21 protein-coding genes are annotated in these 20078 nt (G+C 65.0%); 10 read left to right on the plus strand and 11 right to left on the minus strand.

Features of this window, described 5'->3' with window-relative positions:
* The first annotated feature begins 74 nt into the window (after positions 1–74).
* The 4 genes from AC1RR3_RS05845 (at position 75) to AC1RR3_RS05860 (ending at position 4143) form a co-directional block, all read left to right on the plus strand.
* On the plus strand, positions 75–947 hold the full coding sequence (locus AC1RR3_RS05845; protein ID WP_492820296.1) for a MurR/RpiR family transcriptional regulator: 873 nt from the start codon (positions 75–77) through the stop codon (positions 945–947).
* Positions 948–949: 2 nt separating this feature from the next.
* Complete coding sequence (locus tag AC1RR3_RS05850) at positions 950–2299, plus strand: aspartate aminotransferase family protein (protein ID WP_492820298.1); 1350 nt, start codon at positions 950–952, stop codon at positions 2297–2299.
* A gap of 10 nt (positions 2300–2309) precedes the next feature.
* Positions 2310–3323 carry an amino acid ABC transporter substrate-binding protein gene (locus AC1RR3_RS05855; RefSeq protein WP_492820300.1) on the plus strand — a complete coding sequence of 338 codons (1014 nt, stop codon included), beginning with the start codon at positions 2310–2312 and terminating at the stop codon, positions 3321–3323.
* A 169-nt stretch (positions 3324–3492) separates the two neighbouring features.
* Positions 3493–4143, plus strand: coding sequence for an arylsulfatase (locus AC1RR3_RS05860; RefSeq protein ID WP_492820302.1), 651 nt, complete (start codon positions 3493–3495; stop codon positions 4141–4143).
* On the opposite strand, the gene AC1RR3_RS05865 is transcribed toward AC1RR3_RS05860, so the two are convergent.
* On the minus strand, positions 4140–4787 hold the full coding sequence (locus tag AC1RR3_RS05865; protein ID WP_492820304.1) for a TetR/AcrR family transcriptional regulator: 648 nt from the start codon (positions 4785–4787) through the stop codon (positions 4140–4142). The two genes, AC1RR3_RS05860 and AC1RR3_RS05865, sit on opposite strands and share 4 nt — an antisense overlap.
* 155 nt (positions 4788–4942) lie before the next feature.
* Between AC1RR3_RS05865 and AC1RR3_RS05870 the strand changes: the two genes are divergently transcribed.
* From AC1RR3_RS05870 to AC1RR3_RS05890, 5 genes are read left to right on the plus strand one after another with little or no spacing between them, the layout of a single operon-like run.
* The gene (locus tag AC1RR3_RS05870) at positions 4943–5152 is read left to right on the plus strand and encodes a ferredoxin (RefSeq protein WP_027558597.1); all 210 of its coding nucleotides are present in this window, start codon (positions 4943–4945) and stop codon (positions 5150–5152) included.
* Positions 5153–5208: 56 nt separating this feature from the next.
* Positions 5209–6429 carry a cytochrome P450 gene (locus tag AC1RR3_RS05875; RefSeq protein ID WP_492820307.1) on the plus strand — a complete coding sequence of 407 codons (1221 nt, stop codon included), beginning with the start codon at positions 5209–5211 and terminating at the stop codon, positions 6427–6429.
* 35 nt (positions 6430–6464) lie between these two features.
* Positions 6465–7787, plus strand: a complete 1323-nt coding sequence (locus AC1RR3_RS05880; RefSeq protein WP_492820309.1) for an MFS transporter — start codon at positions 6465–6467, stop codon at positions 7785–7787.
* A gap of 3 nt (positions 7788–7790) precedes the next feature.
* Entirely contained in the window at positions 7791–8453 is a 663-nt protein-coding gene (locus AC1RR3_RS05885; RefSeq protein WP_492820311.1) for a sulfite oxidase-like oxidoreductase, read from the plus strand.
* 27 nt (positions 8454–8480) lie between these two features.
* Positions 8481–9704 carry a bifunctional alpha/beta hydrolase/OsmC family protein gene (locus tag AC1RR3_RS05890; protein WP_492820313.1) on the plus strand — a complete coding sequence of 408 codons (1224 nt, stop codon included), beginning with the start codon at positions 8481–8483 and terminating at the stop codon, positions 9702–9704.
* Between the two features lie 5 nt (positions 9705–9709).
* Here the strand turns inward: AC1RR3_RS05890 and pdxR are convergent, their stop codons facing one another.
* Positions 9710–11137, minus strand: coding sequence for a MocR-like pyridoxine biosynthesis transcription factor PdxR (gene pdxR, locus AC1RR3_RS05895; RefSeq protein ID WP_492821407.1), 1428 nt, complete (start codon positions 11135–11137; stop codon positions 9710–9712).
* Positions 11138–11237: 100 nt separating this feature from the next.
* On the opposite strand from pdxR, the gene AC1RR3_RS05900 reads away from it, so the two are divergent.
* Positions 11238–12152 carry a DMT family transporter gene (locus AC1RR3_RS05900; RefSeq protein WP_492820315.1) on the plus strand — a complete coding sequence of 305 codons (915 nt, stop codon included), beginning with the start codon at positions 11238–11240 and terminating at the stop codon, positions 12150–12152.
* On the opposite strand, the gene AC1RR3_RS05905 is transcribed toward AC1RR3_RS05900, so the two are convergent.
* The 9 genes from AC1RR3_RS05905 to paaA form a co-directional block, all read right to left on the minus strand.
* Positions 12131–13186 carry a YeeE/YedE family protein gene (locus tag AC1RR3_RS05905; protein WP_492820317.1) on the minus strand — a complete coding sequence of 352 codons (1056 nt, stop codon included), beginning with the start codon at positions 13184–13186 and terminating at the stop codon, positions 12131–12133. The genes AC1RR3_RS05900 and AC1RR3_RS05905 overlap by 22 nt on opposite strands.
* A gap of 109 nt (positions 13187–13295) precedes the next feature.
* Positions 13296–14300 (minus strand): quinone oxidoreductase family protein, encoded by a 1005-nt coding sequence (locus AC1RR3_RS05910; RefSeq protein ID WP_492820319.1) that lies wholly within the window; start codon positions 14298–14300, stop codon positions 13296–13298.
* A 65-nt stretch (positions 14301–14365) separates the two neighbouring features.
* Entirely contained in the window at positions 14366–15697 is a 1332-nt protein-coding gene (paaK, locus tag AC1RR3_RS05915) for a phenylacetate--CoA ligase PaaK (protein ID WP_492820321.1), read from the minus strand.
* A 32-nt stretch (positions 15698–15729) separates the two neighbouring features.
* Positions 15730–16179 carry a hydroxyphenylacetyl-CoA thioesterase PaaI gene (gene paaI / locus AC1RR3_RS05920; protein ID WP_492820323.1) on the minus strand — a complete coding sequence of 150 codons (450 nt, stop codon included), beginning with the start codon at positions 16177–16179 and terminating at the stop codon, positions 15730–15732.
* 55 nt (positions 16180–16234) lie between these two features.
* Positions 16235–17317 (minus strand): 1,2-phenylacetyl-CoA epoxidase subunit PaaE, encoded by a 1083-nt coding sequence (gene paaE / locus AC1RR3_RS05925; RefSeq protein ID WP_492820325.1) that lies wholly within the window; start codon positions 17315–17317, stop codon positions 16235–16237.
* Between the two features lie 137 nt (positions 17318–17454).
* Positions 17455–17958 carry a 1,2-phenylacetyl-CoA epoxidase subunit PaaD gene (gene paaD / locus AC1RR3_RS05930; protein ID WP_492820327.1) on the minus strand — a complete coding sequence of 168 codons (504 nt, stop codon included), beginning with the start codon at positions 17956–17958 and terminating at the stop codon, positions 17455–17457.
* Positions 17952–18728 (minus strand): 1,2-phenylacetyl-CoA epoxidase subunit PaaC, encoded by a 777-nt coding sequence (paaC, locus tag AC1RR3_RS05935; protein ID WP_492820329.1) that lies wholly within the window; start codon positions 18726–18728, stop codon positions 17952–17954. Before paaC ends, paaD begins: the two co-directional genes overlap by 7 nt.
* Positions 18728–19015 carry a 1,2-phenylacetyl-CoA epoxidase subunit PaaB gene (gene paaB / locus AC1RR3_RS05940; protein ID WP_008136594.1) on the minus strand — a complete coding sequence of 96 codons (288 nt, stop codon included), beginning with the start codon at positions 19013–19015 and terminating at the stop codon, positions 18728–18730. Before paaB ends, paaC begins: the two co-directional genes overlap by 1 nt.
* Positions 19016–19025: 10 nt before the next feature.
* On the minus strand, positions 19026–20018 hold the full coding sequence (gene paaA / locus AC1RR3_RS05945) for a 1,2-phenylacetyl-CoA epoxidase subunit PaaA (RefSeq protein WP_492820332.1): 993 nt from the start codon (positions 20016–20018) through the stop codon (positions 19026–19028).
* Between the last annotated feature and the right edge of the window lie 60 nt (positions 20019–20078).

Here is a 20078-nt window from a genome sequence, read left to right on the forward strand (position 1 = left end):
TCTCGAAATGCAGCGATTTCCGGCAGCGCACGTCAACTGTTGCACCAAACTCTAATTCATGCAACAAATGTTTCATGGCCGAGCCAGCGAAATCCTCGCCCCTGAGCGAACTGCGCATTGCACTGCCATCGCTCCCGATGCGGTTGCAGGAAGTCGGGCGCTTCGTCGCGGCCAATGACTACGACGCCACCACCCGTTCGATGCGCGACCTTGCCGCGGAGGCCGGCGCCGATCCTGCGGCTTTCACGCGGCTCGCCAAGGCGATCGGCTATTCCGGCTGGGACGCATTGCGCGCGGCGCTGACGGAAGCGCGACGGCCGTCACCGACCTCGCCCTTCTCCGGCCGCGCCAAGAGCCGCCGCCCCGGCCCGAACGCGGATGTCGCGCTCGTCGCGGACAAGCTCGAGGCCGAAGCCGCCGGCCTTCCGCGCATCCCGGCGCAGCCGATTGCGGAAGCGGCCCGCGCGCTACACGACGCCAAGCGGATCTGGATCACCGGCTACCGAAGCTGCCGCAGCGTCGCGGAATTGCTGAACTACGAGCTGCGGCTGTTCCGCCCCGAGCAGGTGCAACTCGTCGGCGCGTCCGGCCCCGACGATCTCGATCTCGGCGCCTTCCGGCCAGGTGAAGCCGTCATCGTCATCGGCTTTCTGCCTTACACACATGCGAGCGTCCGCGTTGCACAAGCCGCTCATCACAGTGGCGCAACGCTGATCGCCATCGCGGACAGCCTCTCGGCGCCGATGGCCGAGGGTGCCGACCATGTGCTGCTGTTCGAGGCGGCCTCCTCTCCCGGCTTCTTTCCGAGCCTCACCGGCGCCATCGCGATTGCGCAGTCGCTCGCCGCGGTGACGTTTTCGCTCGGCGGCACAGCCGCGAAGAAACGCCTGGAAAGTACCGAGGCGCGGCTCGCCGCGGCTTCCACTTACGTCCCAGAGAAAGGTTGACCATGAGCACTCGCACCAGCCGCGTGCTGCATCGATCGCTCCGCGAAACGCCGCCCAAGGCGATCGGCGGCGAAGGCGTCTATCTCTTTGCCGAGGACGGACGGCGCATCATCGACGCGTCGGGCGGGGCAGCGGTCTCCTGCCTCGGCCATCAGCATCCGCGCGTGATCGCGGCGATGGCGAAACAGGCTTCGACGCTGGCCTATGCGCACACCGCCTTCTTCTCATCCGAGCCGGCCGAGGCGCTTGCCGACAGGCTGGTCGGGCACGAGCCCGGCGGCCTCGCCTACGCCTATTTCGTCAGCGGCGGGTCTGAGGCGATCGAGGCCAGCATCAAGCTCGCGCGGCAATACTTTATCGAGCGCGGCGAACCGCAGCGGCAGCATTTCATCGCGCGGCGGCAGAGCTATCACGGCAACACGCTCGGCGCACTCGCCGCCGGCGGCAATGCCTGGCGGCGTGCGCCCTATGCGCCGCTGCTCTCGGTGGCCTTCAGCCATGTGACGCCGGCCTTTGCCTATCACGAGAAGCACGAGGGCGAGTCGGATGCGCAGTTCGTGGCGCGGCTGGCGGCGGAACTCGAAGCCGAATTCCAGCGGCTCGGCCCGAGCACCGTTGCGGCGTTCCTCGCCGAGCCCGTCGTCGGCGCCACCGCCGGTGCCGTGACCGCTCCGGACGGCTACTTCAAAGCGGTGCGCGAGATCTGCGACCGGCACGGCGCGCTGCTGATCCTGGATGAAGTCATGTGCGGCATGGGCAGGACCGGTACCACGCATGCCTGGGAGCAGGAGGGCGTCGCGCCAGACATCCAGGCGATCGCGAAGGGGCTCGGTGGCGGCTATCAGCCGATCGGTGCGATGCTCGCGAGCGGCAAGATCATCGACACGATCCGCTCAGGCTCCGGTGCGTTCCAGCACGGCCACACCTATCTGGCGCATCCCCTCGCCTGCGCGGCCGCGCTCGCGGTGCAGGACGTGATCCGCGACGACAATCTGCTTGAGCAAGTGAACCAGCGCGGCAAGCAGCTCGAGCAGCGGCTGACCGAACGCTTCGGCAATCACCGCCATATCGGCGATATCAGGGGGCGCGGGCTGTTCTGGTCGATCGAGCTGGTCGCCGATCGCGCGACGCGCACCTCGTTCGATCCGGCGCTCAAGCTCAACCAGAAGATCAAGGCGGAGGCCTTCGCCAACGGGCTCGGCTGCTATCCCGGCGGCGGCACCGTGGACGGCGTCCGCGGCGACCATGTGCTGCTGGCGCCGCCCTATATCGCTTCGGCTGACGAGATCGACCTGATCGTCGACAAGCTCGGCACTGCCGTCGACAAATTGTTGCGTAGTGTCAATCACTGAGGGGAGTAGCATGATGAGGAAAGTGGTTATCGCGGCGAGCATGCTCGCAGCATCGACGGTTGCGGCTTCGGCTGCGACGCTCGACACGGTAAAGAGCCGCGGCACGCTGGTGTGCGGCGTCAGTGCCGGCTTTGCCGGCTTCTCGGCGCCGGACTCGCAAGGCAACTACAAAGGTCTCGACGTCGATTACTGCCGTGCGCTCGCGGCCGGCGTGCTCGGCGATGCCAACAAGGTGCGCTACGTCTCGCTGACCGCGCAGAACCGCTTCACGGCGCTGCAATCGGGCGAGATCGACGTGCTCTACCGCAACTCGACGCAGACATATCTGCGCGGTGTCACGCTGGGCCTGCGCCAGGGTCCGGTCAATTTCTACGACGGCCAGGGCTTTGTCGTGAAGAAGGACCTCGGCGTGAAGGAGATCAAGGACCTCAAGGGTGCCACCGTCTGCGTCGCGCAGGGCACCACGCATGAGGTCACGCTCGGCGATTACGGCCGCGCCAACGGCATCGACTGGAAGCCGCTGGTGTTCGACCGCGTCGACACCATGTACCAGACCTTCTTCGGCGGCCGCTGCGATGCCATGACCCAGGACGCCTCCGCGCTTGCCGGAGCCGTGACCACGGCTGCGCCGAACCCGGCCGACTATGTCGTGCTGCCGCAGACCATCAGCAAGGAGCCGCTCGGCCCCTTCACCCGCAACGGCGACGAGGTCTGGAGCGACATCATCACCTGGCTGCATTACGGCCTGATCGAGGCCGAGGAGCTCGGCGTCACACAAGCCAATGTCGAGGAGATGGCGAAGTCGCAGACGCCCGCGATCCAGCGGCTGCTCGGCGCCTCCGGCGACCTCGGCTCGCGGCTTGGGCTCGACAACAAATGGCTGGTCACCGCGATCAAGGCCACCGGCAATTACGGCGAGATCTATGAGCGCAATGTCGGCAAGGCGAGCCCGCTCAAGCTCGAGCGCGGCCTCAACGGCCTCTGGAGCAAGGGTGGCTTGATGTACGCCGTGCCGTTCAAGTAAATGTCTCTCGTGTCCCGGACGCGCTGCAGCGTGCAACGCTGCTGCGCAGAGCCGGGACCCCGAAGGCCATGACTTTCGACGCCCTAAAAGTATGGGCCCCGGCTCTGCAGCGCATCACTTCGTGCCGCGCTGCGTCCGGGGCACGAGACCTGCCAGGTAGTCACCTCCAATGACCACGTCTCCTCGCATCGCCCTGATCCACGCCCTCAAGCACTCCATCGCCCCGATCGAGGCGGCGTTCGCAAAGGCGTGGCCGGAGGCGCGGCTGATGAACCTGCTCGACGACAGCCTGTCGGCGGATCTGGCTCGCGACGGTGCGCTCAACGACGCCATGACCGAGCGCTTCCTCGCGCTCGGCGACTATGCGGCGGCAACGGGAGCGAACGGAATCCTGTTCACCTGCTCGGCCTTCGGCCCCTGCATCGAGGCCGTGGCGCGCGCCCATGCACCGATGCCGGTGCTCAAGCCCAATGAGGCCATGATCGAGCGCGCGGTGACGATGGGCAAGAAGATCGGCCTGCTCTCGACCTTCCCGCCGACTCTGGCCTCGATGCCGCCGGAGTTTCCGGCCTCCGTCCAGGTTGTGCCGAAACTCGCTGAAGGCGCGCTCGCCGCGCTCGACCGCGGCGACCGTGCCAAGCATGACCGGCTGATCGCGGAGGCCTCGCGTGATTTGCGCGATTGCGACGTCATCGCGCTGGCACAGTTCAGCATCGCGGCGACAGCCCCGCTGGTCGCCGAGGTCACCAGCCGCCCGGTCGTGACAACCCCGGACAGCGCGGTCGACAAGCTGATGAGGATGCTGAAAGCAAAGGTCTAGGCGCCGGTCTTCTTTCGGCGCTGCGCGTCCTTGATCGCGACCGCGAGCGCGGCCTTCGTTTCGTTGACGAAATCCTCGACCAGCTCCTCGCGCGTGGCATGCGCGGCCTCGCCTGTGAACAGGCCCTGCTCGGCCAGCATCACCACGCCGTGCAGCGCGGCCCAGATCTTCAGCGCCTGCCGCTCGCGCAAGAAGCCGACCGCCGGCGCTTCCAGGGCTTCGATCACGAGCCCAAATGTCTCGCGCGAGGCCTCGTGCAACTCGCTGCCCTCGGCCGCGCATGACACGGTGCGGGAGGCGAACATCAGGCGATAGATGCCGTTGCGGCGCAGACCGAAATCGAGCGTGGCTTGCGCCAGCCGCGACAGTTTCGATTGCTTCGAGGGCTTCGCCACCGCCTCGCGCAGAAGTGCACTAAACTGCCGGAACGCCTCCGCCGTCACCGCCGTTAGCAGCGCATCACGGTCGGCAAAATGCCGATACGGCGCCGGCTGCGAGACGCCGAGCTGCTTGGCAAGCGCCTTGATGCTGATCGCCTCGGCGCCGCCCTGCTCCGCCTCGCGCAACGCCGCCTTGATCAAGGCGTCGCGGAGATCGCCGTGGTGGTAGGTGTTCTCAGGCTTGCGAGCGAGTTGTGAACGCATGTTACGGCGAAGCCTATAAGTTTGCGCTTGACAGGGAAAGCCCGTCGCGAATGTAATAGCATATAACTTAAAGCAGGCGGCAAATGCCGCCGATAAATTGACATGAGGAACGCGCCGGCCTTCGGGCCCCCGCGCACACGACCGAGGAAGCCGCCATGACAGAGCGACTGAGGGTTCACGTCGATCCCGACAAATGCCAGGGCCACGCCCGCTGCAAGGCGCTGGCGCCCGAGTTGTTCGAGCTCGACGAATACGGCAACGCCCATGAGGCCGGCGACGGCGTCGTTCCGCCCGGTCTCGAAGACAAGGCCTGGCTTGCCAAATCCAACTGCCCGGAAATCGCGATCGATGTGATCGAGGAGTAGCGCGGCCCCGCCGCGACCGCGTGCTTTCAGCGAACACGAGCCTCAAGGGATTCGACATGTCCGACGTCAGCCAGCCCGCCGCCCATCCGCCTGTGACCGACTGGGTCAACGATTTCGACCACACCGATCCGCAATGGACCGACGATCCCTTCCCGATCTGGGAGGAACTACGCGCCGCGAGCCCGGTGGTGCATACCGAACGTTTCCTCGGCTGCTACATGCCGACGACCTATGACGCCGTGCGCGAGATCGCCAACGACACCGAGCATTTCTCCTCACGCCGCATCATCGTCCGCGATATCAGGCCCGAGGTCGCCAGGAACGCGGCCCCGCCGATCACCTCCGATCCGCCCGTGCACAAGCCCGCCAAGCAATTGCTGCTGCCGCCGTTCACGCCGGATGCGATGAAGAAGCTCGAGCCGCGGATGCGCGCGATCTGCAACGAGCTGATCGACGGATTCATCGGCGACGGCAAGGTCGATGCGGCTGCGCGCTACGCCAAATACATCCCGGTCCAGGCCATCGCCCACATGCTCGGCATCCCCGAGAGCGACAGCGACCTCTTCATCAACTGGATCCACATGATCCTCGAACTCGGCATCAAGGACGAGAGCAAGCTGCTCCAGGCCGTTCAGGAGATGAGCGCCTATTTCAGGACGCATATCGAGGAGCGCAGATCGAGGCCGACCGACGATCTCATCTCCTATCTGATGAATGCCAGGGACAAGGAAGGCCAGCCGCTGGAAGAGTCTCACGTGCTGGGCTCGCTGCGCCTGCTGCTGATCGCCGGCATCGACACCACCTGGAGCGCGATCGGCTCCTCGCTCTGGCACCTCGCCCGGACGCCCGCCGACCGCGAGCGCCTGATCGCCGAGCCCGGGCTGATCCCCAACGCGGTGGAGGAGCTGCTGCGGGCCTATTCGCCGGTGACGATGGCCCGCGAGGTGGTCAAGGAAACCACGATCTCGGGCTGCCCGGTCAAGGCGGGCAACATGGTGCTGCTGTCCTTCCCGGCCGCCAACCGCGACCCCAGGATGTTTCCAGAGGCTGACAAAGTCGTGATTGACCGCCGGGAGAACCGCCACGCCGCCTTCGGCCTCGGCATCCACCGCTGCGTCGGCTCCAACCTTGCAAGAATGGAGATGCAGGTTGCGTTGGAGGAATGGCTGAAGCGGATTCCGGACTTCCGGCTCGATCCGGCAGGCACGGTGACCTGGTCGCAGGGCACGGTGAGAGGTCCCCGCCAGTTGCCATTTCTGCTTGGAAAGGCGATGTAGGCCTCCCCAAGACCAAGGAAGCGGAGAGGCCGGACGTGACAGAGCAAGCAATCAAACCGGCCCCCGAACATTTTGACGTCGCCGACGCGGAGCGACGAATCAAGGCCATCCTGATCGGCTCGATCGGCAATCTCGTCGAATGGTACGATTTCTACGCTTATACGGCGTTCGCGCTCTACTTTGCCCCGGCCTTCTTCCCCGGTAACGATCCCGTCGTCCAGCAGCTGAACGTCGCCGTCGTATTCGCGGCGACCTTCCTGATGCGCCCGCTGGGCGGCTGGCTGTTCGGCTATATCGCCGACCATTATGGCCGGCGCATCTCGCTGACGCTGTCGGTCGTCTTCATGTGCTTCGGCTCGCTGATCATCGCGCTGACGCCGACCTATGCCACGATCGGGTTCGCCGCACCGGTGATCCTGGCGCTCGCCCGCGTCATCGAAGGCCTGAGCCTCGGCGGCGAATATGGCGCCAGCGCCACCTATTTGAGCGAAGTGGCCGACCCCAAGCACCGTGGCTTCTATTCGAGCTTCCAGTACGTCACCCTCATCGGCGGTCAGCTCACCGCAATCATCGTGCTGCTGCTGCTGCAGAAGGTCTTCCTGACGCCGGAGGAACTGAAGGCGTGGGGCTGGCGCATCCCGTTTGCGATCGGCGCGGCGCTCGCGATCTTTGCGGCGGTGATGCGTCGCAACCTGCACGAAACCGAGGCGTTCGAGGAAGCCAAGAAGGTCGTGAAACCGACCGGCTCGATCACCAATCTGCTGCGTTATCCGCGCGAACTGCTGCTGGTGGTTGGCCTCACCGCCGGCGGTACCGCGGCGTTCTACACCTTCACCACCTACATGCAGACGTTTGTGAAACTCTCGGTCGGGCTGACCGAGGACCAGACCACCTTCGTGATCTTCGGCACGCTGATCTTCGCGACCATCCTCCAGCCGATCTACGGCGCGATCTCCGACAAGATCGGTCGCAAGCCGCTGCTGATCTTCTTCGGTATCGCCGGCACGCTCGCGACAGTTCCGCTGCTGATGACGCTGAAGGAGACCAAGTCGCCGTTCATGGCCTTCATCCTGATCTGCTGCGCCTGGCTGTTCGTCGCAGGTTACACCTCGATCAACGCGGTGGTGAAAGCCGAGCTGTTCCCGACCAATGTCCGCGCGCTCGGCGTCGGCCTGCCCTACGCAATCACCGTATCGATCTTCGGCGGCACCGCACCGGCGATCGCGCTCTATTTCAAGAGCATCGGGCATGAGGAGTGGTTCTATTACTACCTCGCCGGCGTCATCTTCCTGTCGCTGATCATCTATTCCACCATGCGCGACACCAAGCACGCCTCCGCGATGCATCGCCACGATTAGCTCATGGCCAACGACGAGCAGCAGCCCGACAGCAAGCTGACGCGCACCAAGGAGAAATGGGCGCGCGAGGGCCGCTTCCTCACGGGCAAGGTCACGCGCCCGCAGGACCAGCGCCTGCCACCGGGCCAGCACCTGACCAAGGACTGGCCGGTGCTCGACCTCGGGGTCATGCCGCCTGTTTCGCGCGAGCGCTGGCGGCTCGACGTCTATGGCGCGATCGAAAATCCCGTGTTCTGGACCTTTGCCGAATTCGCGGCGCAGAAGCAGGAGCAGTTCACCTCGGATATTCATTGCGTGACGACTTGGTCGCGCTACGACAATGAATGGGAGGGGCTTGCGACGCGCGAGCTGCTCGCAACCTGCCAGCCGCGCGAGGATGCACGCTTCGTGTTGCTGCATTCGTCTGACGGTTACACCACCAACCTCGCGCTCGAAGACTTTGCCGCCGAGGACGCCCTGCTCGCCCATAGCTGGTCAGGCCAGCCACTGACCGAAGAGCACGGCGGCCCTGTGCGGCTGGTGGTGCCGCATCTGTATTTCTGGAAGAGTGCCAAATGGCTCCAGGCCATCGAGTTCCTGACCGAGGACGCGCCCGGCTTCTGGGAAGTTCGCGGCTATCATAACCGCGGCGATCCCTGGGCCGAGCAGCGCTACTCGGGCGATTAGGTTCGAGTAAGAGCGGGGAGGAAGCCCATGCCAACGGAACGCTTTCAATTCACCGGCGAAGGCGGCCATCAGCTTGCCGCAGCACTTGAGCTGCCGGACGGGGAGCCCGCGGCGTACGCGCTATTCGCGCATTGCTTCACTTGCGGCAAGGACACGCTGGCCGCAAAACGCATCTCGGTCGCACTCGCCGCCAGGGGCATCGCGGTGCTGCGCTTCGATTTCACCGGGCTCGGCTCTAGCGAGGGCGATTTTGCCAATTCGACGTTCTCCTCCAACGTCGCCGATCTCGTGCGGGCGGCCGATCATCTGCGTTCGACACGCAAGGCGCCGTCGATCCTGATCGGCCACAGCCTCGGCGGCGCCGCGATTCTCGCCGCGGCCAGCAAGGTGCCCGAGGCGAAAGCGGTGGTCACCATTGCGGCGCCATCCGATCCCGCCCACGTCACCGGCCTCTTCAAGGAACACATCGACAACATCCGCGCGCAAGGCGAAGTTGAGGTTTCGCTCGCGGGCCGCCCGTTCCGGATCAAGCGGGAATTCCTCGACGACGTCGCCGAGCATGAGCTGATGAAGGACATCACAGGTCTGCACAAGGCGCTGCTGATCATGCAGTCTCCTGTCGATGACACCGTAGGCATCGACAATGCGACCAGGATCTTCGTTGCGGCAAAACACCCCAAGAGCTTCGTCTCGCTCGACCATGCCGATCACCTGCTGACCAAACCGGCCGACGCGCTCTATGTGGCCGAAATGATCGCGGCCTGGGCAAGCCGCTACATCGACGCGGCAACGCCTGCGAAGACGATGGATATTGCCGCGGAGCCGCGCAAGGTCGTGGTGCAGGAGACCCGCAAGAGCAAGTTCAACCAGATCATCACCGTCGGCCCGCATCATCTGGTGGCGGACGAGCCGGCCGCGGCCGGCGGCGAGGATGCCGGCCCCGGCCCCTATGACTTCCTGCTCGCAGGGCTCGGCGCCTGCACCTCCATGACCATGCGCCTCTATGCCGACCGCAAGTCGCTGCCGCTCGACCGCGTCACCGTCACGCTGAAGCATTCAAAAATCTACGCCAGGGACTGCGCGGAGTGCGAGACGCGCGACGGCATGCTCGACCAGATCGAGCGCGACATCGCCATCGACGGCGCGCTCGATGCCGAGCAGCGCAAGAAATTGATGGAGATCGCCGACAAGTGCCCGGTGCACCGGACTCTGACATCGGAGATCCGCATCGTGACGAAGGCCGTGGAATAGCCGCGCTAGAAACACGATGCCATCATTCGCAGCGCCGCGCTGATCTCGCTCTCGCGCCACGCCGCAAAGCCGAGCAGCAGGCCGTGATCGCGCGGCCGTTCCAACGCCAGGCTGGACAGGGCTCGCGTCATAACGCCCGCCTCGCCCAGCCGCCTGATCGCCGCCTGATCGGTGCGGCCGCGCTTGAGGCGCGCGACCAGCTGGATGCCGCCCGAGGGAACTTCGGCCGTGAGCACCTCACCGAGATGGCGCTCCAGTCCCTCCACCAGATGATCGCGGCGCGCGTGATAGAGCCGGCGCACCCGGCGCAGATGTGCCAGGAAATGTCCATCGGCAATGAACTCGGCCAGTGCTTCCTGGATATGGCTGGACGCGATCAGCCCGATGTGCCGCTGCGCGATCTCCAAGGTGCCGACCAGCGCCGGTGGCACGACGAGATAGCCGAGTCGGATATCCGAGGTCATCGCCTTCGAGAACGTCCCGACATAGAACACGCGGCCATGGGCGTCCAACCCCTGCAAGGCCGGCACGGGGCGGCTGTCATAGTGGAATTCGCCGTCGTAGTCGTCCTCCACGATCCAGGTCTTGCCGGGCCTGCTCAGCGCTAAGAATTCGGTGCGGCGTGCCAGCGACATCAGCCGCCCGGTCGGATGCTGGTGCGATGGTGTCATGAAGACGAGTTTTGGCGCGGCCGTTCCGGGCATCCGCTGCATGCCCTGTTCGTCCAGCCCGATGCCGCTCACGCGCGCACCGGAGGCACGGAAGGCAGCTGCGGCGCCGGGATAGCCGGGGTCCTCGACCCAGACCTCGTCGCCGGGCGTAATGAGCGAACCCGCAACCAAGGTCAGCGCCGCCTGCGCACTGGGCAGGATCAGGATCTGATCGGCCGTGGCGCGGACGCCTCTGCTGGTCGCGAGATAATGCGCCAGGGCCTCGCAGAGGTGTGCGCGGTTGACCGGACCGAGCTCGCGCTTGGCTGCGCGCACGGCACTGCGACGCAGGCAGCGGGCCCACACTTCGTTCGGAAACTCCCGCGCATCTCCGTGCCCGGGGCGCAGGGGCTTTAGCGGCGCCTGATAGGACATCGGCCAATCGGTCTGCTTAAGCTTCGACGCCCAAGGCGAGAGACGCGGCTTACCAGAGCGAACGCTCGGTGCGACGGCAGCCGTCTCTACGCCACGGCCGCCGCCGACCGTGACCATAGGACGTCGCCCTTGTGATGCCTCGAGATATCCCTCCGCGGCGAGCTGCTCGAACGCATAAGTGACGGTGTTGCGCGAGACGCCGAGATCGCTTGCAAGCCTGCGGCTCGACGGCAGCGCTCGGCCTTTGCCGAGACGACCGATCGCGATCAGGCTTCGGAGCTGGCTCGTCAACTGGGCCACCAGCCCGTCGTCGTCGGCCCGCTTCAGGTCGATCAGGGCGGAGATCATGCTGTCTGAAACTGGCACCTTATTCCTTTCCAGTCTGGCACTTTTTCAGGTGCCAATCAAAATGCTATCCGCCTGATGGAACTGCTTCAAGGATTTTGCGATGAACTCCCTCTCGCCTCGCGCAGCCGTCGGCCTGTTCCTCATCGTCGTGCTCGCCTGGGGCGTGAACTGGTCGGTGACGAAACAGCTCGTCCAGTTCCTTCCGCCACTGTGGGCGTCGGCGATCCGGAGCTGGATCGCGCTGGCTGCATTGTTCGTGATCCTCGGTTTGAGCAACAACCTGGTGATCCCGGAGCGGCGCGACATTCCCGTGGTGCTCAGCGTAGCGCTGCTGCACATGACGGTGTTCTCGGTCCTGGTTGCGGCCGGTGTGCGTTTCCTGCCCGCCAGCAAGGCCATCGTGCTCGGCTACACCACGCCGCTCTGGGTCGCGATCGCCGCACCCGTGCTGGGGAAGGATACGCTGACTGCGCCAAAACTCGCCGGTGCCCTGCTCGGGCTGATCGGCCTTGCCGTGATCCTGAACCCCACCTCGATCGACTGGACCAACACCAACGTCGTGCTCGGCGCCGGCATGGTCATCCTGGCCGCGATCTCCTGGGCCGGGAACATCATCTATATCCGCGCGCATCGCTGGATCGCGTCTCCGCTTCAGCTGCTGATCTGGCAGGTGCTCGTCGCGACGATCGTGCTGACGGGTTCGGCGGCAATCACGGACGGCCTGCCGCACGCGGAATGGTCGTGGCGACTCGTGCTGCTCTTCCTGTATTCCGGCCTGATCGGGACAGCGCTGGCCTATTGGGCGATGTCGATGGTCAACAAGAGCATCTCGGCGCTGACCACCGCGCTTGGCACCACCGCGACGCCGATCGTCGGCATCGCCAGCGCCGCGATCCTGCTCGGTGAACCGATCGACGTGAGCCTGGCTGTCGCGGCCGGACTGATCGTCGCCGGCATCGGCCTGGCGACGCTGGGCGACCGGTTGCTGCGCCGTCAGGCCACCGCGAGCGGCTGAACGCGCAGGCGTCCGCGCAGGCCCACCGTCGTACCGAGCAGGATGCCGGCGAGCGCAACGAACGAGCCGAGCGCGAGCGTCGATACGCCGGTGAGCCCCTGCCCGATCGAGCAGCCGAACGCCATCACGCCGCCGATCCCCATCAGCGCCGCGCCGCCGGCCGAGCGCAGCATGTGGCGCGGCGAGGAATAGCCTTCGAGATGGAAACGGCCCGTAGCGAGTGCCGTGGCGAAGCTACCGCCGAAAACACCGGCCACGGTTGCGACACCGAAGTTCAGCGTCAGTCCGGTCGAGAGCATGGCGTATTGCAGGCTATCGGCGATCGGCGCGACGAAGGTCAACGAGGTCACCGGGACGGGATTGAAGTCGTCGGCGCCGAGATAGCCGGTGACGAACCAGCCGCCGGCGACGAGCAGACCGACGATGATTCCTGCCCCGATCTGGCCCGGCGAGCGGCGGAACGCCGGATGCGCGAATGCAAACATGATCAACGCGACGACGATCGCGGCCGCGGCCAGCGCGCGCGAGACCGCTTCGCCGGGACCGAGCGTCGCCAGCAAGGACGACAACGAATTGGCGCTGACGGTGGTTTGCGAAGCCTGAATCAGCGCAATGCGCGCCGGCGCGATCAAGCCCTTGAGCGTCATCTGCGCGGCGATGGCGAGCACGAGCACGACGACGAAGGAACGGAGATTGCCGCGGCCGAGCAGCACCAGCGCGCGCGAGCCGCACCCGTTCGACAGCACCATGCCGTAACCGAACAACAGGCCGCCGAGAAACAGCACCGGCACCGAGAAGGTTTGTTGCAGATAGATCGACTTGCCGAGGTCGACCACGCCGTTGCCGGCGAGGAGTTGGCTCGCGGCGATCGCGACCGCAATCGCCAGCGCATAGGACCGCACCAGCCGTCCGTCCCCCTCCGCCAGCCAGCCGCGCATGCTGCTCATCAGGCAAAAGCCACTGAGCAGGCCCACGGCGCCGTAAATGAGGCCGATGGCGAGGCCGGCGAGGACGACGAGTTGGGTGGATTCCATCTGTTGTTCTCAAACCCATCCGCCGTCATTGCGAGCGCAGCGAAGCAATCCAGACTGTCTCCGCGGATGCATTTCTGGATTGCTTCGCTGCGCTCGCAATGACGGTGTGTTACGGCCTCAGGATGACCCGATCGCGCGACGAGCCCGCAACGGCGGCATAGGCTTCCTTCGCGCGCTCGAGCGGATAGATCGCATTCGCCTTGATCGGGAACGGCTTCAGGTGCCCGCCAGCAAAGCCCGGACCGAGGTCGCGCAGCACCGCGCCTGTTGCGGTCGACGACAGGCCAAGCGTGTCGATGCCGACATAGGTGTGCTGTCCCCGGTAAAACTCGAGGATGTTGAACTGCACGATGCGGTCGATCGCGGCGATCAGGATCTGCCGGCCCCGCAATGCCAGCGACTTGTGCGCGGCCTGAAAATAGGGATCGCCGACCGTATTGAAGACGATGTCGGCGCCCTTGCCGCCGGTCAATTCGCGCACGCGCGTGGCGACGTCGGTTGCGGACGCGTCAATCACCTCGACCGGCGCATTGCTGTGGCCCTCATAGGCCTCAGCCTTGCGCACCACGCCGATGACGCGCGCGCCCTGCCAGGTCGCGATCTGCACCGTGGCCTGGCCGACCTTGCCGTTGACACCGAACACCAGCACCGTCTCGCCGGGCTTTGGAATGCCGGCGCGGCGAAAACCTTCCATCGCGGTGACGAAGGGCACGCCGATGCCGGCCGCCTCTTCCCAGGACGCCGTCGTCGGCTTCTCGACCACTGCATCCGCCTCGACGACGAGATGGCTGGCGTGGGTGCCGTCACGGCGAATGCCGAGATCACCTGACGAGCCGAACACTTCACGCCCGATCGTGCCGGCCGGCCCGTCGATCACCACACCGGCGTAATCGCGGCCGGGCGTGCGCGGGAAAACCGCATAGGGCATCAGACCGGTCGCGGCCTTGACGTCAGACGGGTTGACGGCGGCGGCCTTCACCTCGATCAGCAGATCGTTCGGGCGACGCGTGAGGGTATGACGCTCCACGATCGGCGCAATCGCGGCGGCGTTCTCGGCCTTGGCATTGAGGCGGACGCAGCGCGCCTCGACGGCTCTGGGTTCGGCTGATGACATGGAAAAGACCCGCGATTTCTCGCGGGCCTTGTCGCCTTTGGGGCCGGTCAAGTCAATCCGTCAAGTCAGTCCTTGGGCCGCTTGTCGTAGAGCCGCTTGGCCTTGCCGAGCGAGCGCTCCAGCGTGGCGGGCGCGACCACCCGGACCTTGGAGCTGATGCCGATCGTGTTCTTGATATGGGTCGAGATACGGTCCGCGTGATCGACGAGACCCCGGCCGTCCCAGCTCTCCGTCCGCGCCTCGGCGATGATGGTCAGCTCGTCCATGCGGCCTTCGCGGGTGAGTTCCAGGATGAAGTGCCCGCCGCACCAGTCGGTCGCGAGCAGCACCTCCTCGATCTGGGTCGGGAACAGATTGACGCCGCGCAGGATGATCATGTCGTCGGAGCGGCCCGTCACCTTCTCCATCCGCCGCATGCCCGGCCGTGCCGTGCCCGGAAGCAGCCGTGTCAGGTCACGGGTGCGATAGCGGATCACCGGGAACGCTTCCTTGGTGAGCGAGGTGAAGACGAGTTCGCCCTTCTCGCCGTCCGGCAGCACCGCGCCGGTCTCGGGGTCGATCACTTCAGGATAAAAGTGGTCTTCCCAGATATGCAGGCCGTCCTTGGTCTCAATACACTCTTGTGCGACGCCAGGGCCGATCACCTCGGACAGGCCATAGATGTCGGTCGCGTCCATGTCGAAGGCGTCCTCGATCTCGCCGCGCATCGCATTGGTCCAGGGCTCGGCGCCGAAAATGCCGACCTTGAGCGAGCACTGGCGCGGGTCGAGCTTCTGGCGCTTGAACTCGTCGAGGATCGCCAGCATGTAGCTCGGTGTCACCGTGATGATGTCGGGCCTGAAATCGTTGATGAGTTGCACCTGCCGCTCGGTCATGCCACCAGAGACCGGCACCACGGTGCAACCGAGCTTCTCGGCGCCATAATGGACGCCGAGACCACCGGTGAAGAGGCCATAGCCATAGGCATTATGGATGATCATGCCGCTGCGACCGCCGGCCGCGCGGATCGAGCGCGCCATCACCTCCGACCAGGTGTCGATGTCGCGTTGGGTGTAGCCCACGACGATCGGCTTGCCGGTCGTTCCGGAGGAGGCATGCACGCGCACCAGCTTCTCGCGCGGCACTGCGAACATGTTGAAGGGATAATTGTCGCGCAGATCCGTCTTCACCGTGAACGGAAATTTTGCAAGATCCGAGAGCCCGCGAAAGTCGGACGGATGCACGCCGGCCTTGTCGAATGCTTTCCTGTAATGCGCGACGTTGTCGTAAGCGTGTTTCAGCGACCAGGCCAGCCGCTGCGTCTGCAGCGCCATGATCTCGTCACGGGACGCACGCTCGTACGCATCCAGCTCGGCACTATAGGCGTTGCCACCTGCCTTGAGCCTCGTCAAAGCCATCCTCGTTTCCCCACATTGATCTGTTCTTTTCTTTATTGGTCTTGTGCCGGCAGCCACGTACCCGGAATGACGCGCGAATGCCCGCGGAATTCCGCGATGACGGTGTCACCGACGGTGACACGCACGTCATAGATACCGGAGCGACCGCCGCGGGTGACCTCCCATGCCTTCGCGACAAGACGATCACCAAGCTTGCCCGGCCTGATGAAGGTGATCTGGCCTTGAGCCGCCACCACGCGGTCGTTGTGCGAGTTGCAAGCGAACGCAAATGCGGAATCGGCGAGCGTGAAGATGAAGCCGCCATGAGCGATGCGCTGACCATTAACCATGTCCGGCCGCACATTCATCGCGAGCGTGGCAAAGCCGGGGCCGATCTCGACGATCTCCATGCCGAGACCCTTGCTCGCGTCATCCTCCGCCCACATCGCATCGGCGCAAGCGCGGGCGACATCCTCAGGCGACAGGGCGGCTTTGACGTTCACGCGCTTCTCCCGGGCATTTTCTTGCACATGATGTTCTGCTGGTTGGTCACAGCTGTCAAACGTGATCGTAATCGACCACGACCCGCTCCGATGATGGCTTGGCCTGACAGGTGAGAACAAACCCGGCTTTCAGCTCCCACGGCTCCAGCGAATAGTTGATGTCCATCGGCGCCTCGCCCTCGACCAGCTTTGCCCGGCAGGTCGAGCACATGCCACCCTTGCAGGCGAAGGGTAGATCGACCCCGGCGCGCAGCGCGGCATCGAGGATCGCCTCGTCCTCGGCAACCGGCACGTCGCGGCGCTTGCCGTCGATGATCAGCGACGCAATCGCCTTCGGCGGCGCGTCGAGCGCAACGACCTTTTTCGGTCGCGGCTTGCCACCGAATTCGGAGACGAAGCGTTCGACGTGAATGCGTTCCTCCGCGATGCCGAGATCTCGGCAGGTCGCCTCGATGTCCTCGCTCATGCCAAGGGGGCCGCAGATGAAGACGTGATCGACGCTTGCCGCCGGCACCAGCGAGCGCAGCAGCACCCTCACCTTGTCGCCATCGAGCCGGCCGTGCAGGATCGGGATGTCCTGCTCCTCGCCGGAGATGACGTGGAAGATCGAGAGCCGGTCGATGAACCGGTCCTTCAGCTCCTCGAGCGCCTCGAGGAACATGATGTTGTCGGTGGCGCGGTTGCCGTAGAACAGGAAGAAGCGGCTGTCCGGCTCGCGTGCGAGCACACCCTTCACGATCGACAGGATCGGCGTGATGCCAGAGCCGGCGGCAAAGCCGACATGGGTGCGTCCGGCATCCGCCGGCGGGACCGCGCCGAAGCGTCCGGTCGGCGTCATCACGTCGAGCTCATCGCCGCATTTCAGTTCGTCCGCTGCCCAGCTCGAAAACGCGCCGCCATCGACCTTCTTCACGGCGATGCGGATCTCGCCGTCGTCAGGGCCCGAGCAGATCGAATAGGAGCGGCGCACTTCTTCGCCGTCCAGCATGGCGCGGAGCGTGAGGTACTGCCCGGGGGTGAAAGCGTAATCGTTGGCGAGTTCGCCGGGGATGGCGAAGGTCATCGAGACGGCATCAGAGGCTTCCTGGCGGAGATCATTGACGGCCAGGCGATGGAAGCGCGGTGCGGCTGCGGACATTTCGGACACCCTAGGCTTGGGCCACGGTCGTCATTGCGAGGAGCGAAGCGACGAAGCAATCCAGAATCCGACCGCGGAAACGGTCTGGATTGCTTCGCTGCGCTCGCAATGACGATGGAGTTGGCATTTGGCGTCTCTCAATGACACTTGAAGTAATCAAACGGTTCGCGGCAGGCCTTGCAGCGCCAGAGCGCCTTGCAGGAGGTCGAGCCGAATTCGGACAGCAGCTCGGTATTGTCAGAGCCGCATTGCGGGCACGGGACGGCCTGCTCGCCGAACAGCGCGCGGCGTGAGCTTGAGGCTTGCGGCGGTGCGATGCCGTAGGCGCGCAGCTTGCGGCGACCCTCCTCGCTCATCCAGTCAGTGGTCCAGGCTGGCGACAGCACGGTGCGCACCTTCGGCTGACGGAAACCGGCACGCTCCAGCGCGACCTCGATTTCGAGCGCGATCATGTTCATCGCCGGACAGCCCGAGTAAGTCGGCGTGATCGCGACCTCGACATGATCGCCGTCGAGCACGACATCGCGGAGCACGCCGAGATCGGCGATGGTCAGCACCGGAATTTCCGGATCGACCACGGCCGCCGCGGCATCCCAGGCACGTCGGCGCAGATCAGCTTCGCGGTCGAGCACCGTCACCATGTCTGCCCCGGAAACGTGCGCTGCATCGATTGCAACTCGGACAGGAGATGGCCGAGATGCTCGCTGTGCCGGCCCACGCGGCCACCCTGCTGCATCCAGTCGTTCTGCGGCAGCTTGAGCGTCGCCTCACTGACGACATCGGAAAGCGTCGTCAACCAGCGACCGCGCAAGGTCCCGGGGTCTGCGGCGATACCGGCATGGATCAGGGCGCGTTCGCCGTCGTCGACGGCAAACATCTCGCCAGTGAAAGCCCAGAGGTGATCGATCGCGGCCTGCGCACGGGCATGGCTTTCATCGGTGCCGTCGCCGAGCCGGATGATCCATTCCGAGGCATGCCGCAGATGATAAGCGCTCTCTTTTTCCGACTTCGCGGCGATGGCGGCCAGCGTCGCATCCCGCGAAGTCATCATTGCACGCCAGTAAAGGTCCGCGAAGGCGGAATAGAAGAACTGCCGCACCAGGGTGTGGGCGAAGTCGCCGTTGGGCTGCTCGACCAGCAGCAGATTGCGGTACTGCCTGACATCGCGCAGGTAAGCGAGCTTGTCCTCGTCGTTGCCCTTGCCTTCGGCCTTGGCGGCATAGGTGTAGAGCTCGCGCGCCTGGCCTATCAGATCGAGCGCGATGTTGGAGAGCGCCATGTCCTCTTCCAGCATCGGCGCATGCCCGCACCATTCCGATAGCCTGTGGCCGAGGATCAGCGCATCGTCGGCGCGGCGCAGCGCGTAGAGCACCAGCGGTGTTTCGGTGACCTCCGTGTTGGCGCTCGCCATCACATGTGACCCACTTCTTCCGGCACCTCATAGAACGTCGGATGCCGGTAGATCTTCGATTCCGCCGGCTCGAACATCATGCCCTTCTCGGCGGGGTCGCTCGCGGTGATCGCGGTGGACGGCACCACCCAGATCGACAGACCCTCACCGCGGCGGGTGTAGATGTCGCGGGCGGCTTGCAGCGCCATGGTGGCGTCGCTCGCATGCAGTGATCCCACATGCTTGTGCGCGAGCCCGTTGCGGCTGCGAATGAAGACTTCCCACAGCGGCGTGTTCGGTGTGGCCATCGCGATCTCCCTACTCGGCGGCTTGTGCGGTCTGGCGCTGCGCGCGCTTTGCGGCATAAGCGGCCGCCGCCTCGCGCACCCAGGCGCCCTCGTCATGCGACTTGCGGCGCGCGGCGATGCGGTCGCGGTTGCAGGGGCCGTTGCCGGCCAGCACCTGCTTGAATTCGGTCCAGTCGATCTCGCTGTAGCGCCAGTGCCCTTCGGCGTCCTGAATCATGCCGGGATCGGGAATATTGAGGCCGAGATATTGCGCCTGCGGCACGGTGGCATCGACGAACTTCTGGCGCAGCTCGTCATTGGAGAATCGCTTGATCTTCCACTTGGTCGAGGTGTCGCTGTGCTGGCTCGTGGCATCGGGCGGGCCGAACATCATCAGCACCGGCCACCACCAGCGGTTCAGCGCATCCTGCGCCATCGCCTTCTGCTCGTCCGAGCCGCGGCACAGCGTCAGCATGATCTCGTAGCCCTGGCGCTGGTGGAACGACTCTTCCCTGCAGACGCGGATCATCGCGCGCGCATAGGGGCCGTAGGAGCAGCGGCACAGCGGGATCTGGTTCATGATCGCGGCGCCGTCGACCAGCCAGCCGATGGTGCCGATGTCGGCCCAGGTCAGCGTCGGATAATTGAAGATCGAGGAATACTTTGCCTTGCCCGCGAGCATTGCATCGACCAGCTCTTCGCGCGAGGTGCCGAGCGTCTCGGCGGCGGCGTAGAGATAGAGCCCGTGGCCGCACTCGTCCTGAACCTTGGCGAGCAGTGCGGCCTTGCGGCGCAAGGTCGGCGCGCGCGTAATCCAGTTGCCCTCGGGCAGCATGCCGACAATTTCGGAATGGGCGTGCTGGGAAATCTGGCGGGTGAGCGTCTTGCGATAGGCCGCCGGCATCCAGTCGTTCGGCTCGATGCGTTCCTCGGCATCGATGCGGGCCTGAAACTGCGCAGCCTTGGCCGCATCCTCAAGACCGCGATCGTCGGCCTCGGCCGTGTTGAGCGCCTGGGTATACATGCGCATCCTCCCGTTTTATTGGGGGACAATATATAACAAAAATCACGTCATGCAAGATAT

The organism is Bradyrhizobium sp. GW821-FHT13H05 (assembly GCF_058804065.1).